This is a genomic window from Bacillus sp. iso_77, assembly GCF_056173625.1.
On record NZ_CM149683.1, the window covers coordinates 941,400 to 958,108 of the forward strand.

16 protein-coding genes are annotated in these 16,709 nt (G+C 39.1%); 7 read left to right on the forward strand and 9 right to left on the reverse strand.

Annotated elements, in window-relative coordinates; all coding sequences use genetic code 11:
- Positions 1–54: 54 nt before the first annotated feature.
- The gene (locus tag AC0VYC_RS04720) at positions 55–303 is read right to left on the reverse strand and encodes a YhdB family protein (RefSeq protein WP_008349000.1); all 249 of its coding nucleotides are present in this window, start codon (positions 301–303) and stop codon (positions 55–57) included.
- Between the two features lie 128 nt (positions 304–431).
- Between AC0VYC_RS04720 and AC0VYC_RS04725 the strand changes: the two genes are divergently transcribed.
- Complete coding sequence (locus AC0VYC_RS04725) at positions 432–815, forward strand: YqzG/YhdC family protein (protein WP_135009104.1); 384 nt, start codon at positions 432–434, stop codon at positions 813–815.
- A gap of 45 nt (positions 816–860) precedes the next feature.
- On the opposite strand, the gene AC0VYC_RS04730 is transcribed toward AC0VYC_RS04725, so the two are convergent.
- Together AC0VYC_RS04730 and AC0VYC_RS04735 are read right to left on the reverse strand one after the other, a co-directional pair.
- A complete protein-coding gene (locus AC0VYC_RS04730; protein WP_024719958.1) occupies positions 861–2,336 on the reverse strand; it encodes a catalase in 1,476 nt (491 codons plus the stop codon).
- Between the two features lie 160 nt (positions 2,337–2,496).
- Positions 2,497–2,928 (reverse strand): Rrf2 family transcriptional regulator, encoded by a 432-nt coding sequence (locus AC0VYC_RS04735; RefSeq protein WP_041507532.1) that lies wholly within the window; start codon positions 2,926–2,928, stop codon positions 2,497–2,499.
- A 183-nt stretch (positions 2,929–3,111) separates the two neighbouring features.
- Here AC0VYC_RS04735 and AC0VYC_RS04740 point away from each other — a divergent pair, with 183 nt between their 5' ends.
- Entirely contained in the window at positions 3,112–4,311 is a 1,200-nt protein-coding gene (locus tag AC0VYC_RS04740) for a globin domain-containing protein (RefSeq protein ID WP_335350247.1), read from the forward strand.
- A 67-nt stretch (positions 4,312–4,378) separates the two neighbouring features.
- A complete protein-coding gene (locus AC0VYC_RS04745; RefSeq protein WP_007497093.1) occupies positions 4,379–5,803 on the forward strand; it encodes a SpoVR family protein in 1,425 nt (474 codons plus the stop codon).
- 50 nt (positions 5,804–5,853) lie between these two features.
- Here AC0VYC_RS04745 and AC0VYC_RS04750 read toward each other — a convergent pair whose 3' ends face one another.
- Positions 5,854–7,218 carry an alkaline phosphatase gene (locus AC0VYC_RS04750; protein ID WP_041507529.1) on the reverse strand — a complete coding sequence of 455 codons (1,365 nt, stop codon included), beginning with the start codon at positions 7,216–7,218 and terminating at the stop codon, positions 5,854–5,856.
- 354 nt (positions 7,219–7,572) lie between these two features.
- On the opposite strand from AC0VYC_RS04750, the gene AC0VYC_RS04755 reads away from it, so the two are divergent.
- Together AC0VYC_RS04755 and AC0VYC_RS04760 are read left to right on the forward strand one after the other, a co-directional pair.
- Entirely contained in the window at positions 7,573–8,403 is an 831-nt protein-coding gene (locus tag AC0VYC_RS04755; RefSeq protein WP_007497097.1) for a C40 family peptidase, read from the forward strand.
- Between the two features lie 456 nt (positions 8,404–8,859).
- Positions 8,860–10,260: an amino acid permease gene (locus AC0VYC_RS04760; protein ID WP_024719963.1), complete on the forward strand. Its 1,401-nt coding sequence runs from the start codon at positions 8,860–8,862 to the stop codon at positions 10,258–10,260.
- A gap of 44 nt (positions 10,261–10,304) precedes the next feature.
- Here the strand turns inward: AC0VYC_RS04760 and AC0VYC_RS04765 are convergent, their stop codons facing one another.
- From AC0VYC_RS04765 to AC0VYC_RS04775, 3 genes are read right to left on the reverse strand one after another with little or no spacing between them, the layout of a single operon-like run.
- Entirely contained in the window at positions 10,305–10,595 is a 291-nt protein-coding gene (locus AC0VYC_RS04765) for a hypothetical protein (protein WP_008348984.1), read from the reverse strand.
- On the reverse strand, positions 10,583–11,641 hold the full coding sequence (locus AC0VYC_RS04770; RefSeq protein ID WP_008348982.1) for an anti-sigma factor: 1,059 nt from the start codon (positions 11,639–11,641) through the stop codon (positions 10,583–10,585). Before AC0VYC_RS04770 ends, AC0VYC_RS04765 begins: the two co-directional genes overlap by 13 nt.
- Positions 11,634–12,125, reverse strand: coding sequence for a sigma-70 family RNA polymerase sigma factor (locus tag AC0VYC_RS04775; RefSeq protein ID WP_008348979.1), 492 nt, complete (start codon positions 12,123–12,125; stop codon positions 11,634–11,636). Before AC0VYC_RS04775 ends, AC0VYC_RS04770 begins: the two co-directional genes overlap by 8 nt.
- A gap of 386 nt (positions 12,126–12,511) precedes the next feature.
- On the opposite strand from AC0VYC_RS04775, the gene AC0VYC_RS04780 reads away from it, so the two are divergent.
- Positions 12,512–13,114 (forward strand): lysophospholipid acyltransferase family protein, encoded by a 603-nt coding sequence (locus tag AC0VYC_RS04780; RefSeq protein ID WP_017360344.1) that lies wholly within the window; start codon positions 12,512–12,514, stop codon positions 13,112–13,114.
- A gap of 39 nt (positions 13,115–13,153) precedes the next feature.
- Here AC0VYC_RS04780 and AC0VYC_RS04785 read toward each other — a convergent pair whose 3' ends face one another.
- Together AC0VYC_RS04785 and AC0VYC_RS04790 are read right to left on the reverse strand one after the other, a co-directional pair.
- On the reverse strand, positions 13,154–14,485 hold the full coding sequence (locus tag AC0VYC_RS04785) for a hemolysin family protein (protein WP_007497105.1): 1,332 nt from the start codon (positions 14,483–14,485) through the stop codon (positions 13,154–13,156).
- Between the two features lie 58 nt (positions 14,486–14,543).
- A complete protein-coding gene (locus tag AC0VYC_RS04790) occupies positions 14,544–14,984 on the reverse strand; it encodes a MerR family transcriptional regulator (RefSeq protein ID WP_076821966.1) in 441 nt (146 codons plus the stop codon).
- Positions 14,985–15,319: 335 nt separating this feature from the next.
- Here AC0VYC_RS04790 and AC0VYC_RS04795 point away from each other — a divergent pair, with 335 nt between their 5' ends.
- On the forward strand, positions 15,320–16,702 hold the full coding sequence (locus AC0VYC_RS04795) for a hemolysin family protein (protein WP_025207018.1): 1,383 nt from the start codon (positions 15,320–15,322) through the stop codon (positions 16,700–16,702).
- Positions 16,703–16,709 lie beyond the last annotated feature (7 nt).

A 16,709-nucleotide genomic window follows, 5' to 3' on the forward strand; every position in this document is an offset into this window, starting at 1 on the left:
TAAAGTTCATTCTAGCCCTATGTCAACAATCTGAAAGAAAATCAGCCTTTTTCTTTATGTGTACATTGGTTCAGCATATGCTTCAGCAACGGCAGCTTCTGAAGCATGGTCGATATACTGCAGGAGTCCATATAAACATTTTTCAACATCTGCATCGTTCCGGTTAAATTGATACGCATGTAAGAAATGCTCAATACGTTTCGAGAGCAAATCATCTTGCGTACGGACCATAAGAATAAGTAAATTATCCCATTGCGAGCGATGCGTATAATAAAGTGCCTTATCATAATCTGCCACATTCATTAAACCTTCTCCTTTCCCTTGAGAAGTCTTACTTAGTTTGCTCGGATCAGATCGACTTTTTCAGGGGAAAAGTTGGTGTCTGCATAAACAGGGTACCGGGAATTATAGGCTGAATAAATGCTTGATGTATGAAAAAGAATCAACCAGCAAAACCTAAACAAAATAGACATGAAAGTGAGAATATTGATATCATGCACCCGAAATTATGGATGCTTTTTGCAGCAGGAATTGTTTTATTTGGCAGTCTGATGATTCATCCATCTTCACAAGCAGCTGTGCAGCCGGCAGAGAATTGGGAAAGACTTGCGTATACTGCCTTCCAAGATGAATATGAAGGCGCCGCTTTAAACGATTATCATTACATTGGACGTACACAAGTGAATGAAGAACAAACAAAAGATGTGTTTCGCGTGACCGTGAAGGAAGGCTCCACACGATTTGCAGCACATGCAGAAATTTACTTTCATCCGGTGACGGGTCATTTGATTAGTATTAACGTATTTCGGCTATAAAAAAGCACCTCTTTTAAAAAGAGGTGCTCCAGCTGAAAAGAAGATTTATTTCATGCTTCCTTGAAGATATGAGCGAATATCCACACCGAGTGAATCCGCTAAACGCTGTCCATAATCTTCATCTGCACGATAGAAGTTGCAGATCGCAAGTAATTTCGTTTTTTCATTTACATCTTTCAAGTCAGCTGTCAGGTTTTTGATCAATGCTTGTTTCTCTTCTTCAGAGTAGCTTCGATATTTTTCTCCAGCTTGTTTGAAATCGTTTGGTTTTTCGATTTTTTGTCTCACCATACGGTCACCGTGAAGAACCGGTTCACTTTCTTTGTAGTGAGGGTTTTCTTTTGGCTGATCGTCATAACGGTTTGGTTCATAGTTAATATGACCGCTTGGACGAGTTGTTGTCATAAAGCCATCCTGTTGGTTATTGTGAACAGGCGCATAAGGACAGTTCACTGGGATGCGCATGTAGTTTGCACCTAGGCGGTGACGCTGCGTGTCAGGATAAGAGAACAGACGACCTTGAAGCAGTTTGTCTTCAGATGCTTCAATTCCTGGTACTAGGGCACTTGGCGTGAAAGCAGCTTGCTCTGTTTCAGCAAAGAAATTTTCTGGATTGCGGTTCAGTGTCATGCGGCCCACTTTTTGAAGCGGATAATCTTCCTCGCTCCACGTTTTCGTCGGATCACATGGATCATAATCTAGTTCATCATAATCACTGAGCGGCATAAGCTGAACGTAAAGATCCCATGCTGGATAATTTCCTTTTTCAATACGATCATACAAGTCTCTTGTCGCATGCTGGAAGTCGTTTGCTTGAATTTCTGCAGCTTCTTCCATTGATAAATTGCGAATGCCTTCTGATGGTCTCCAGTGATATTTCACATATTTTGTTTCTCCGTATTTGTTTACCCATCTAAACGTATGAACACCAGAACCGCGCATTTCAGCGTAGTTCGCAGGAATACCTTCGTCAGAGAAGAGCCATGTGAGCATATGAGTGGATTCAGGTGTTAACGTCATAAAATCCCAATAACGGTCAGGATCTTGAATGTTTGTTACAGGATCTGGCTTGAGAGAGTGAACCATATCAGGGAATTTGAGTGCATCACGAATAAAGAAGATCGGCAAGTTGTTCCCAACTAGATCATAGTTGCCTTCTTCTGTATAAAATTTGACTGCGAAGCCGCGAGGGTCACGTAATGTTTCAGGTGAACCTTTAGGATGAATAACCGTTGAGAAACGGACAAAAACGTCTGTTTGTTTTCCTTTTTCACTTAAGAAGGCTGCTCTTGTATGTTTCTCCATGCTATTTTCTACTTCAAATACACCATAAGCGCCGGCGCCTCTTGCATGAACGACACGCTCTGGAATGCGTTCACGGTCAAAGTGTGCAAGTTTTTCAATCAAATGGTAATCATCAAGAAATGAAGGTCCCCTGTGACCAGCAGTTCTAGAGTTTTGATTATCGCCAACTGGCACGCCTTGATTCGTTGTCAAATTTTTATGATTAGAATTTGTCATTCTTTTTCTCCTCCTGTAAACAAAAAATGGTTTCTAGCAATCTATATACCCTAATTATATTGAATCAAACATGATAGTCAATATTTATTTATAATAATTTTAAATAAATTATTATTACAAGGAGGTAAAGAAAAAGACGAAAGAAATAAATTCTTTCGCCTTAGAGCAGAAGCTCTCTTAGAGCATCTTTGTTTTGTGTTAAATCATTTAATGTGTATTGGTCAAGAACGCGTAAATAAGCAGTAAGTGCTTCATGAAGTACGTGCTTTAATGAACAAATCGGGGAGATAATACAGCTGTTTTTCTTCGGATCAAAGCATTCAACCATGACTAAATCATCCTCTGTATAGCGGACAACCTCACCAATATTAATGCTTTCTGGGCTTTTCCCCAGCCTAATCCCACCATTTCTTCCGCGGATCGTTTCTACATAACCACGTTTTCCTAGATGGTAAATTACCTTTGTCAGGTGATTTTTCGAAATGCCATAAATATCGGCAATCTGCTGAATATTTGACAGTTCATTGTTTTCTCTCGAAGCTAAATAAATGAGTACCCTTAATGAGAAATCTGTATAATTCGTAAGTTTCATTTGGACGACCTCTAAACCTAATAGAGTTTTGTATCATCGTAACACATTTTAGACAAAAACTGTTCGAGAAAGTGCTAAATGTGACAACATTTAAAACATGTATTATAAATATTGCTTTTATACGTTGTCTTCCATTACGATAAAGATGTATTTAAAATACATCTTTTGAAAGAAGGAATAACGATGTTATCCACAGATCAAATGAATGCCATTAAACAATCAGCCCCTCTTCTAAAAGCTGAGGGAACAAAACTTGTGACAGTTTTTTATCAAAATATGATTAGACAGCATCCAGAGCTACTCAATCAGTTTAATAAAACAAATCTCATGAATGGAAGCCAGCCAGAGGCGCTTGCCGCAACACTCTATCAAGCTGCACTGCACATTGACCGCTTGGCAGACTTGCTTCCTGCTGTGAAACAAATTGCCCATAAGCATGTCAGTGTCATGGTGAAAAAAGAGCAGTACCCAATCGTCGGATATCACCTTCTTGAAGCAATGAAAGAGGTATTTGGGTTATCAGAGGAAGATGACACATTGTTGGCTTGGAAGGCTGCATATGACATCATTGCGAATATATTCATCACCATTGAGGCAGAAATGATGGCTGAAAATGTGAAACAAACTGGTGGATGGGCAGATGTCAAACCGTTTATTGTGAAGAAAAAGAAACCAGAATCTCCATCACTCATTTCCTTTTATTTAGTACCAGAGGATGAATCTGAGCTACCAATGTATGAAGCTGGTCAATACATTACGGTGCAGGTAGATATGCCGGGTGAAGCCTATGTATGTAGCAGACAATACAGTTTATCAGATCAATATCACCCATCTTACTATCGCATCACCGTGAAACGAGATGGGCATGTCTCCACATTCCTGCATGATGAAATGAGAGAAGGCGATGTTCTTCACGTGAGTATGCCGCAGGGAATGTTCTGTTTGCAAGATGATACAAAAGAACCCGTTTATTTGATTAGTGCTGGTTCTGGTGTCACACCAATGATTGGTTTAGTGAAAACAGCGTCGCATAACAATCAGCCATTCACGATGATTCATGCAGACAGACTAGAGGATGTAACTGCTTTTGAACAAGAGTTTGAACACGTTCTCACTTCATCTCCAGAGGGGCGTATTATCCTTTGTAACGAACAATTTGAAAAGAGTGTAAAGAGTGAGATGGTTGAGAAGGTGGCTACGCGGATTGACCGACCTTTCCTTCAATCAGTCATTGGTGAAGGAAAAGGGCAATTTTATGTTTGCGGTTCCCCAGTATTTACTCAAGAGATGATCCTTATTTTAAAAGCGTTGGACATTCCGGAAGAGAATATCCATTTTGAAGCGTTCGGCGGGCAGTCCATGAAAGAGATGGAAGTCGTCTAAACAACTGGCTGAACATCATGTTTTATTAGATACGCTCATATAGTAGGGATAAGTCCGATGAGGAGGGATGGTTTCCTTGAGCGTATCTGAAAAGCGTCTTTTACAAAGAGCGATTGATGAAATTACAGAAATTGCAGAAGGATTTGGTCTGGATTTTTATCCGATGAGGTATGAAATCTGTCCCGCGGAGATTATTTATACATTTGGTGCATATGGCATGCCAACACGATTTAGCCACTGGAGCTTTGGAAAGCAATTTCACAAAATGAAGCTTCATTATGATTTAGGATTAAGCAAAATTTATGAGCTGGTGATTAATTCAAATCCTTGCTATGCCTTTCTCCTTGATAACAATTCGCTTGTTCAAAATAAACTAATTGTGGCTCATGTCCTGGCACACTGCGATTTCTTTAAAAACAACTGCCGTTTCCAAAACACAAAACGAGATATGGTGGAAAGTATGTCAGCGGCAGCAGAGCGAATTAAAGAATATGAACATATCCACGGTACAAAAGAAGTCGAGTCCTTTTTAGATGCTGTATTGGCATTGCAGGAGCATATTGATCCGTCGCTTGTTCGTTCAAAATTAAGCTGGAATCTCGACGATGAAGATGAATATGAAGAGGACAAACCAAAACGTCAAACGCCATATGATGATTTGTGGGGAATGGATGAACCGAAAACACGTGAGAAAAAGAAAACGATCAAGCAATTCCCCCCAAAGCCAGAAAAAGATATTTTGCTCTTTATCGAGGCACACTCCCGGGAGCTAGAGCCTTGGCAGCGGGATGTGCTGACGATGCTGAGAGAGGAAATGCTCTATTTTTGGCCACAACTAGAAACGAAAATCATGAATGAAGGCTGGGCATCGTATTGGCACCAGCGGATTATGCGTGAACTTGATTTAGATTCAAGTGAATCGATTGAATTTGCCAAATTAAATGCAGGTGTCGTGCAGCCATCTAAGACAGGAATCAATCCTTACTATTTAGGGCTGAAGATTTTTGAAGATATTGAAGAGCGCTACGATCATCCATGCGAGGAATTAAAAAAAGCAGGAGTGACGGAAGGGTCGGGTCGCAGCAAAATGTTTGAAGTGCGGGAAATTGAATCAGACATTTCTTTTATTCGAAATTACTTAACGAAAGACCTTGTGATGAGGGAAGATTTGTACTTGTTTCAAAAGCAGGGGAGAGACTATAAAGTCATTGATAAAGAATGGAAGGCAGTCCGTGATCAGCTAGTCAGTATGAGGGTCAATGGCGGCTTTCCGTATTTGACAGTCATCGATGGCGACTATTTAAAAAACAACGAACTCTATATTAAACATTGGTATGAAGGCATTGAGCTTGATCTCAAATACTTAGAAAAGGTGCTTCCATATTTGTATCAGCTATGGGGAAGAAGTGTGCACATCGAGTCAGTTCTTGAAGGAAAAGAAGTGATGTTTTCATACGATGGAAAAGGGGTTCATAGGAAGTATCTCACTTAATGATCAAAAAAGATGTCTACGACTAGACATCTTTTTTTGTGATTAGCACTTTATTGGTTTTTCAGCAGTTTGAAAATGTGTTTCGCTTGATCTGTATTTTCCATAAGCCCTTTTAGCTGTTCGCTTGTTGGTCCATAAGCATAAAATGGTACTTCATCCCCTGTATGACCCGATGTGGTCCAGCCTGTATGAGACCTCGTATTGATGACCTTTTCGATGGCATCATCAATTTGAACAGGATCTTTTGTTTCAGCTGCCTTTTGAATAGAGGCGATTTCCTCTTTTGTGAAATCAAGGTCGATGTATTGTTTGAGCGCAGTCTCGACCGTCATACCCCCAACAATTTTGTTTGCAATGAAATCAGGTGTCTTTTTTGCTGCTTTGACAGGCTGATAATCCCAGCTGCCCGAGCCGTCTGCCCCGAAGGAAAGGCCGCCAGTTGAATGATCTGCTGTCGTGATGACTAACGTATTTTTATCCTTTTTTGCGAAACGAATGGCTTCTTCAAATGCTTTTTCAAAATCTTTCATCTCACTCATTGCACTGACAATATCGTGGTCATGTCCAGCCCAGTCAATTTGACTGCCTTCAACCATGAGGAAAAATCCTTTTTTGTTTTTAGACAGCTGTTTGATGGCTGAGGATGTCATGTCTTGCAATGAAGGGGTCGTTTTATCACGATCAATTGCTTTATCGAGACCACCGTCAGCAAAAATGCCTAACAATTTTTGCTGTTTGTTTTTTTGTAAGTCCGCTTTATTGGTTACGTAACGATAACCTGCTTTTTGAAATTCTTTCGTCAAATCACGATCTTTGCGGACAAAATCGATCAGTCCTCCGCCAAGCATGACATCGACTGTATGCTGTTTGCCAATTTTCTCATCGAAGAAATCATCAGCAATGGCTGCTGTGTTTTTTCTAGAAACATCGTGGGCGGCATACGCAGCAGGTGTCGCATTGGTTAATTCAGATGTGACGACGAGACCAGTAGACTTTCCTTTGCGTTTTGCTTCTTCTAATACTGTTTTTAGTTTTTTGCCATTTTTGTTTACACCAATGGCGTTGTTGTATGTCTTTTGACCAGTTGCCATGGCTGTCCCAGCTGCTGCTGAATCAGTAATGTTACTTTTAGAATCATCAGGGTATGTTTTATGCATGCCAGTGAGGTAAGGGTCAAACGCTGTTTGCTTGGAAAGATCACCGTTGTGTTTAAATGAGCGGTAAGTTGAAAGGTAAGGTGTTCCCATGCCATCTCCAATGAGCACGATCACATTTTGTACGTCATTTTTTGGTTTCTTTTTAGCCTCAGCTTTGTCAGCCTGTCCAAATTCAATTCCTGAAAAAATACCAATCGATAACACTGATGCGGCTGCGATTGCAGCTATTTTCGTTTTCGAGCTTTTCAACACACTCATTCATTTTGCCTCCTCATTGTTTATGTATCGCTCTCACGTTTACAATGGTAGAACAGAAGTGTGGATTCCAAATGACAGCACCGTAAAGTTCACTTTAAAATTGTAAAGGTCCACTTTACATAGAATGAACCAAAAAGAGAAATGAATGTATGATTTATCTATGACAAGATGCATTTGTTTTGTCACGATTGTGTAATAAAAATGAAATAAAAAGAACCCTAAAAAAAAATATTTTTTGCCGAATTAATAAGCATAATGTCGTAGGAAGTCAAGACTATTTCTTCTGGTATTCGATCCTTATAATAGAAAGTAGATAAAAATTCGGATCACGATAGATACATACAGGAGGAACAAATGAAAAAACAATTGATCACAGCTGCAAGTGCAGTTCTACTTGGGACGACATTATTTGCCGGAGCTGCCTCAGCACAATCAGTAAAGGTTCAAAAAGGTGACTCTCTTTCTGTTCTAGCGAAAAAATACAAAACAACCGTGAGTAAGATTAAATCAGACAATAAACTGAAATCTAACACGATTTATGTTGGACAAACCTTAAAAGTGAATGGTACTTCTTCAAAAAAGGTAACGAAAACATCAAAAACAACAACAAAAGTAAAAGCGTCTTCAACGACAGCCACTCATAAAGTTGTCAAAGGTGATACTTTATCTAAAATCGGCAAAAAATATGGAATGACAGTGAAAGAGCTGAAATCGTTAAATAAACTCAAAACAGATCTGATTAAAATTGGACAAAAGCTGAAAGTGAAAAAGACGTCCAAAGTGAAACCAACACCTGTCAAAGAAAAAACAGTTGCTACTTCTTCTTTAAATACGTCTAAACTCGTAGCAGATGCGAAAGCACAAAACGGTACACCATATAAATGGGGTGGAACGACACCGAAAGGCTTTGATTGCAGCGGTTTTATGTGGTATATCATTAACAAACAAACAAAGATTTCAAGACAAACAACTGAAGGTTTTTGGGGATCAATGAAAAGCGTCTCAACACCTAAAGTTGGAGATTTTGTCTTCTTTACAACCTATAAATCTGGCCCATCTCACATGGGTGTCTACCTTGGGAACAACAAGTTTATCCACGCTGCTTCTGATGGTGTGACGATCAGCGATATGACTTCAAGCTATTGGAAGCCAATTTACCTTGGCGCAAAGACATTTGTAAATTAATAATGGATCTTAAGAGACTGCTTACTAGGCAGTCTCTTTTTTTGTATATCGTTTGCGCAGCTAAAACAGTCCTTTATCATAGCTCTCTATGAGTCTAAAGGCTTTTAAATAAGCAAAAGTGAAGACAAGTTATCAAAAGAATAATTTTATTTTCACTTTATAAAAATTATATCAAAAAAGTATAATTTTGTATGTTGTATAATAAATAGAAGAGGCCAAGCTATGATTTGAATAAAGATTGAAGAAAATCTACCATGAATATTGACAAGTATTTTGTTGATAAATAAGAATTTTCACTCTATTTTTAAAAAAAGTGTTTTCATTTTTTAATTTTCATATATAATAATTTTACGCCACCAATTTATTGCGCTAAATTAAATCTAAATATTCAGAAAATAAAGTGAATTACGAAGTGGTGGCGTCTTTAGACGGATACTAAGTTTTGGGAGTGATGGTATGAGCAATTCGTTGTTTAGAAAGAAGAGCATTTCAGAGCTAATTGCGGCAACACAAGGAGAAAAAGCGTTAAGAAAGGAATTAGGATCATTTGATTTAACGATGCTTGGCATTGGGGCGATTATCGGAACAGGGATATTTGTTCTGACAGGTACAGGCGCCGTCACAGCAGGTCCAGGACTTGTTTTATCATTTGTAATTGCGGGCCTTGCTTGTTTATTTGCGGCATTGTCATATGCGGAATTCGCATCCACAGTGCCAGTATCAGGTTCTGTGTATACATTTACGTACGCATCTATGGGAGAATTTTTAGCGTTTATCATTGGCTGGGATTTGATATTAGAATATATGCTAGCCGCTAGTGCCGTTTCAGCAGGCTGGTCAGGCTACTTTGTGTCGTTTTTAAATGGGATAGGGATTCATATACCGGTTGAATTAACAGCAGCACCAGGTGGTTTAAAGGGTCAAGTGACATATTTTAATCTTCCTGCATTTATTATTTTAATGATCATCACCTTCTTGCTGTACTTCGGTATTAAAGAATCAAAACGAGTCAACAACATCATGGTCATTATGAAAATTGCGGTGATTCTGCTCTTTATTTTAGTCGCTGTGAAATATGTAAAACCTGAAAACTGGACACCATTCGTTCCTTTTGGAACTTCAGGCGTGTTAAGTGCAGCAGCTCTCGTATTCTTTGCATTTATCGGATTTGATGCAGTTGCTTCTGCGGCAGAGGAAACAAAAAATCCATCCCGCAACTTGCCAAGAGGAATCATCACTTCCTTATTGATTTGTACCATGTTGTATGTGGTAGTCAGTGCCATCATGACAGGCATTGTTCCATTTATGAACTTTGAGGGAGTATCCCATCCAGTGTCTCTTGTTTTACAAGTAGCCGGTCAAAATTGGGTGGCGGGTATTGTAGATGTTGGGGCGATTTTAGGGATGACCACGGTCATGCTTGTCATGCTGTACGGCCAAACACGTGTCATGTTTGCCATGTCTCGTGATGGCTTGGTACCAAAGGTTCTTTCAAAGGTTCATCCAAAACATAAAACACCTTATATCAATACTCTTTTCTTTGGGACATTGTCAGCATTAATGGGTGGATTCATTCCGCTTGATGAGTTGGCAAGTCTAGTGAACATCGGAACACTTTCAGCTTTCATTTTGATTTCAGTTGCTGTCATTGTCATGAGAAAAACACAGCCTGATTTACCGAGAGCATTCAGATGCCCCGCAGTGCCGCTCATTCCAATCTTGGCTATTCTATCTTGCGGACTGCTCATTTATAAGCTTGGCACCATCACATTTGTTCGTTTCTTAATCTGGCTTGCCATTGGACTTGTTGTCTATTTCTTATATTCAAGAAAGCACTCCGAATTAAACAAAAAATAAGAGTGTACAGAAAAAGCCAGTCAAGTATGACTGGCTTTTTAGTATTAAAAACCTAATTGAAGATCGACATCAATGGAGACGATCGCATAGACACAAACGATGACAAAAATATTCAGAACGACGCCTAGGAAACCTGGTCCAGTGCGGCCTTTTTTAATGAACAGTTCAATCACACCGAATGGAACTGCGGCCATTGCAAAAGGAAGCATTTGAAACGAATAAAATGTCACATTGCTAATAATGGCGAGGTTCAGCATGAGCAGCGATAAAATAGCGGTGCCGACCGAAATCCAGCCAAACACATTATGCTCTTTAAAAATTCTTACCAATTCCATAATTCCACCTCGCTCACTTTGGCCGTTTTAATGCGTTTTGTCTTCACAAATTTCTCTATTTCTTTAGAAGGACCTGTGACAACAGAACCGTAAACCTTGACACCATTTTGATTGATGTAGCGTATTCGGTTAGAGAGGTCAAGTTCAGGTCTGCCAGAGATCGTTTTTGCCCAGGTTGGATGCTGGTTGACATAAGCGAGGGCATCTTTGAACTGATCAACCTCTGTTTTTGATGTGTGCTGAAGCTCTTTTAAAAATTCAGAGTCTTTCCCGGGAAAACCGATTGGACGCTGATTTCCACTTAATGAATCTTCTGTTTTTATCGCATTCCAAAGCACTTTCATATCATATTTTTTAGCAAATGAATACACGTCTTTCGGTGTGTATGCTTTGTCATAGGATACATACACTTCACTCACTGTTCCTTCAGGTAGCTTGTCTAGAGTAGTGAGTGTTTGTTTTTTAGATGTATCTGCCTGAGACGAAGGGTGCGTAAAGAAATCCTCCGTATTACGTGCGCTGTCTCCATAATAAGAGATCGTAGGCTGCTTTAATTTATCGAAAAACATTTCGATTTGTTCACTGCCGATGGCTTCTGTTTTATTGCCAATTTGTTTTTGTAGCTTAAGTTCTGTGTTCATACCAAACAGTTTGACTTGCCCTTTTAAATCCTTCATATCAATGGCGACATTCGGTTTTGTTAGGGCGACTGTTACAGCGGCCGTTTCCATAAAATGATTGCCTTTACTGTCTGCTCCGCCAACGCCGTAGTATAGATAACTACCTAGTGTACAAAGCGGTAAAATAATCAGTGTAGATATGACAGCAAGCACAGAAATACGTAAATAGGACTTTCTTTTTCCGTATTGTAAAATGGCTTTTTGTTTTTCAGGACTGATGGAGAAGTCTGTCCAATCTGAGTCATTCAGTTCTTGGCTTAAGCGTTTTTCATTTTCTTCGAGCTCTTCTTCAAACGCCATCATTTCTTCTTCATTCATCTCGCCATTATTATATTGTTCCCATCGCTTATTAAACTCTTCATTCATCATTAACACCTCTGTTATATAGTGCTTTTAGGCGCTGCCTTGCACGAAATAAAACACTTTTAAAATTTGCTTCAGTAATATTCATGACCTTGGATGCTTCTTTGTAATTCAGTTCTTTTAAATAATACAATGTCAACGCTTCCTTGTAGTTATCTGGAAGCTGCTCCAAATACATGTTGAGAACTTCTTTTATTTCAATCTGTTCAGCAGGACTTTGTACAGACGTTTGTAAAAGGCCGCCAATGAGATCATCCGATATGGTCACTTCTTTTTTATGTTTCCTGACATAATCAATAAAAGCATTTCGTGCCACCTGAAATAACCAAGGTTTCACTTTGCTATGGTCGTAGGAATGAATATGTATATAAGCACGCATAAAGGTTTCCTGCAATAAGTCCTCTGCCAAATGTTTGTCTTTTGTCATGGAGAGCAGAAACCTGTAAACATCGTTCATATACATTTGATAAATTTCATCGATCGTCACTGATTTTTCTCCCCTCTATGTTATACACGCATAAGAAAGGCATAAAGTTGCACGAAACTTCTCATAGGCCGTACATTACTCTTCTCTTTCACCGAATCAAAATCATTTCTCCTTATCATAGCGAAATTTGCATCATTTATAAAGTGTTTTCAATAGAACAAATCAGGAAAAAAACTCAAAAAACGACAATTTTGGACACATTTCTTCCTCTATTCTCTCCTAAAAACACATGCTTGAATACAGAAGGAGCGGTCATCTTAAGTGAAAAGATGATTTTAGTGAACCGTCTCTATTTTATCAGCAGGAGAAAATTTTTAGTACCAGGTAATAAAAAATTTGTTATAATAGATACAAATCCTTCATTCTTCAAACAAAGGAAGTGCACTATGTATAAATTTTCAGGCTATACCGTCAAAGCATTTTTTGCTCTCCGAGGCGGAATCAAAGTATATCAAAAAGAGAATCTGCCAACAGACCGGGGGTTTGTCATTGCTTGTACGCATGAGGGTTTTGTGGATGTTCTTGCATTAGGCGCAGGAATTCTTCCGTTTGAGATCCACTATATGGCGAAAAAAGAATTGTTTGCAAATAAATGGATCGGCGGATTTTTAAAGAAGATTCATGCTTTTCCAGTTGATCGAGAGAATCCTGGGCCAAGCAGTATTAAAACGCCCATTAAATTATTAAAAGAGGGAAAGATTGTGGGGATTTTTCCAAGCGGCACACGTACAACGGAAGATGTTCCTTTAAAAAGAGGGGCCGTTACGATTGCGCAGCTCGGCAAATCACCAATCGTTCCAGCAGCGTACAAAGGACCTTCTAATGCAAAAAGCCTTTTTAAGAAGGGGAAAATGCGCTTAATCATTGGTGAACCGATTGAGCTGTCTGAATTTGATCATCTGCCGCCAAAAGAAAGATTAGGTGCGATGACAGAAGTATTAAACACAAGAATCAAAGAACTTGAAGCTAAGTTAATCGAAAAGGGATAAAGAAAACGACCACTTGCTAAGGCAAGGGTCGTTTTTTTCTTAAGAAGCGCCTTCTTCAGCTGCTTCTAATAGTTGTTCGTTTAGTTTTTTGACTTCGATGTATGCCACATGGTGTCCATCGACTTCATTAATGATAAATTCATAGCCTTGTTCACGAATCGCGTCATTTTTCTCGACTTCATATTTTTGTGTAAGGAACCAGCCGCCGATTGTGTCGACTTCTTCGTTATCAAGCTGAATACCTAGTAGCAGGTTAACTTGATCTACAAGGACCTTTCCATCAAAGATATAGTGGTCTTCTCCCAGTTTACGCACTTCGTTGATTTCATCAATATCGAATTCATCACGAATTTCACCGACGATTTCTTCAAGGATGTCTTCAACTGTTACAAGTCCTGCTGTACCGCCATATTCATCTGATAAAATGGCCATGTGTACACGCTCACGCTGCATTTTAAGCAGTAGATCATGAACAGGAACTGTTTCAATTACATGAATAATCGGGTTTACAAAATGTTCGATCGTATCACTTGTGGAACATTCACCACTAATACATGCAGTGAGTACTTCTTTAATATTCACAACACCGATGATGTTGTCTTTATCGCCATCTTCAATTGGATAACGTGTATATTTCTCGACCTTGGTCACTTTCAGCATTTCCTCAATGGTAATATCATGAGGGAAGCTGACAACTTCGGTACGAGGAATCATAATTTCTTTCGCCAGACGGTCATCAAATTCAAAAATTTTATTCACATATTTGAATTCAGACTGGTTAATCTCGCCGCTCTTATAGCTCTCAGATAAAATAATCCGCAATTCTTCTTCAGAGTGCGCCATGTCATGCTCAGAAACTTGCTGAAGACCGAACGCTTTTGTTAACAAACGAGCAGATCCATTTAATACCCAGATAAAAGGGAACATCACTTTGTAAAAAATCATAAGCGGTCTAGCAAATAGAAGGGACACTTGCTCAGCCTTTTGAATGGCGAGTGTTTTCGGTGCAAGCTCTCCAACCACGACGTGTAAAAACGTCATAATACTAAACGCAATAATAAAAGTGACAATATGACTGGCTGATTGAGGAATCGACAGCTCTACAAATAGTGGAGCAAGCATATGCGCAATCGTTTCTTCCCCTAACCAACCAATCCCAAGGGCGGTAATGGTAATACCGAGCTGACAGGCCGACAGATACTCATCAAGGTGAGTCGTGACATGCTTGACAGCAACTGCTGTTTTATTACCTTCTGCGATTAACTGATCAATTCTTGAGCTTCTTAAGCGAATGATCGCAAACTCTGATGCAACGAAAAATGCGGTTAAAGCTATAAGTAAAGCAACTATAAGTAAATTAACTATGTCCAATTAAGGCCTTCGTTCTGACTTTGAGAACGAAGGTAACACCTCCTGTTTAGTAAAAATTTTAACTTAACAGCAGTAAAAATGATTGGACAGCCGTCATTTTTTCAGGAGTAAGCTGCTCTTTTAGTTTTTCACGTTGTTCTGGCTGAAGCTGCTTACAACGTGCCAAAATGCGGTCCATATGCTCATTCATCCGATCGATATCAGAGGTTAAATGGACAAGTTCGTCATGTTCTTCCTTTTGAGAAGGGAATTGTTCATCTAATCTGGATTTGATGTCAGAAAGAGCCAATCTCTGCTGTTTGCAAAGAACGATTAATTGTAATCGTTTTAAAGCATGTTCATCGTAATAACGATAATTAGAGCAAGATCTAACAGGCGCAAGCAACCCTAGATTCGTATAATAATCTACAGTTCGTTTCGTCACCTGTGCAATCTGTGCTAGTTCACCAATACGATACTTTTTCTCAGCCCCATCTGAACATCTCCTCCTAACCGTCACGTTATAGTTTATGAAAATAGTTTAATATAATTCGAGTCTGAAATACAAGATAATTGTTCAGATTTCCTGCCAATATGAAGAAACAAAGGGCATTTCCATCAATTTAGGTTGTCATCTCTAAAATACTGTAGCGATACAGGAATTTTCAGATTATTTATGGTAAGATAAAATGAATACCGTTTCATATATATGTAGAGAGACGGATTTTACGTGAACCGGAGGTGGTTAAGTGGGGCCCTCAAAGTAGTCTTATTTAATCAGTTAACCGTTTTGCAAAAGACAACATCATCAATCAGGAGGTGACTCCTTGTTCTTCTAAGAAAGAGCAAGGTTAAATGGACGATATTGTTAATCTGAGTATAGTCGGAGTTTTGATTGCTTTAACAGCTTTCTTTGTTGCATCTGAATTTGCCATTGTAAAGGTGAGAAGTTCAAGAATTAATCAGCTTGTTGCCGAAGGGTCCAAAAAGGCTATCATGGCGAAAAAGGTGACATCAAGGCTAGATGAATATTTGTCAGCCTGTCAGCTCGGTATTACAGTGACATCCCTTGGTTTAGGGTGGATCGGTAAACCGGCAGTAAAAGAACTTTTAGTTCGAGGTTTTGGTTTGACAAACATTCCTGATTCAGCAATCAGCCTGATCTCAGCAACACTTGCGTTCTCTATTATTACCTTTTTGCATGTAGTTGTTGGCGAGCTTGCACCAAAAACACTTGCCATACAAAAGGCAGAAAAAATGACGCTTTGGCTGTCAGGACCGCTGCATGCATTTTATATCCTTATGTACCCTTTCATTTATGTGTTGAACGGGTCAGCCCGTGTGCTAACGAAAATGATGGGTATCGATATGGGGTCTGAAAAAGAACATTCCCATTCCGAAGAGGAATTAAAGATTTTATTATCTGAAAGCTTAAAAAATGGGGAAATCAACTCATCAGAGTATAATTATATGAACAAGATATTCGATTTTGATAATCGAATCGCAAGAGAAATTATGATACCGCGAAGAGAAATTTGTGCAATTCCAGAAGATATGCCGTTAGACGAAATACTGGCGATCATGACAAAGGAAAAGTACACACGTTTCCCCGTGTTTTCAGGGGATAAAGACCATGTCATTGGCATGCTCAACAAAAAGCAGCTCTTTGCAGATATTGTGTATCTAGGAGAAAAAGATCAACTGAAGCTTCAAGATTATATTTATCCAGTGATTGAAGTGATTGACACGATTCCAATTCAAGAGCTTCTCGTCAAGATGCAGCGCGATCGAATGCATATGGCGATTTTAACGGATGAATATGGCGGGACATCTGGACTTGTCACAACGGAGGATATTTTAGAAGAGATTGTTGGAGACATTCGAGATGAATTCGATGAAGATGAGCAGCCTGTCATTCAAAAGAGAGCGGAGCATCATTATATATTAGATGGAAAAGTGAGATTAGAGGAAGTTCAAGATTTGATCGAAATGTCATATCATGATGAAGAAATTGATACGATAGGCGGGCTAATCTTAAATGAGAACATTGATATCCGAGAAGGACAATCCATTTATCTTGATGATATTCGGATGAAGGTCTTGGAGATGGATGGACGCTATGTGAAAAAGATCGACCTGAAAAAAGGCGTCACATCATCTGAAAAAGAAAATACACGCACAGGGCTTGATATAAAAGAGCCGCTGTTAGTAAATGAAATGACCTTGAGCGAAAAATAAGCTCAAG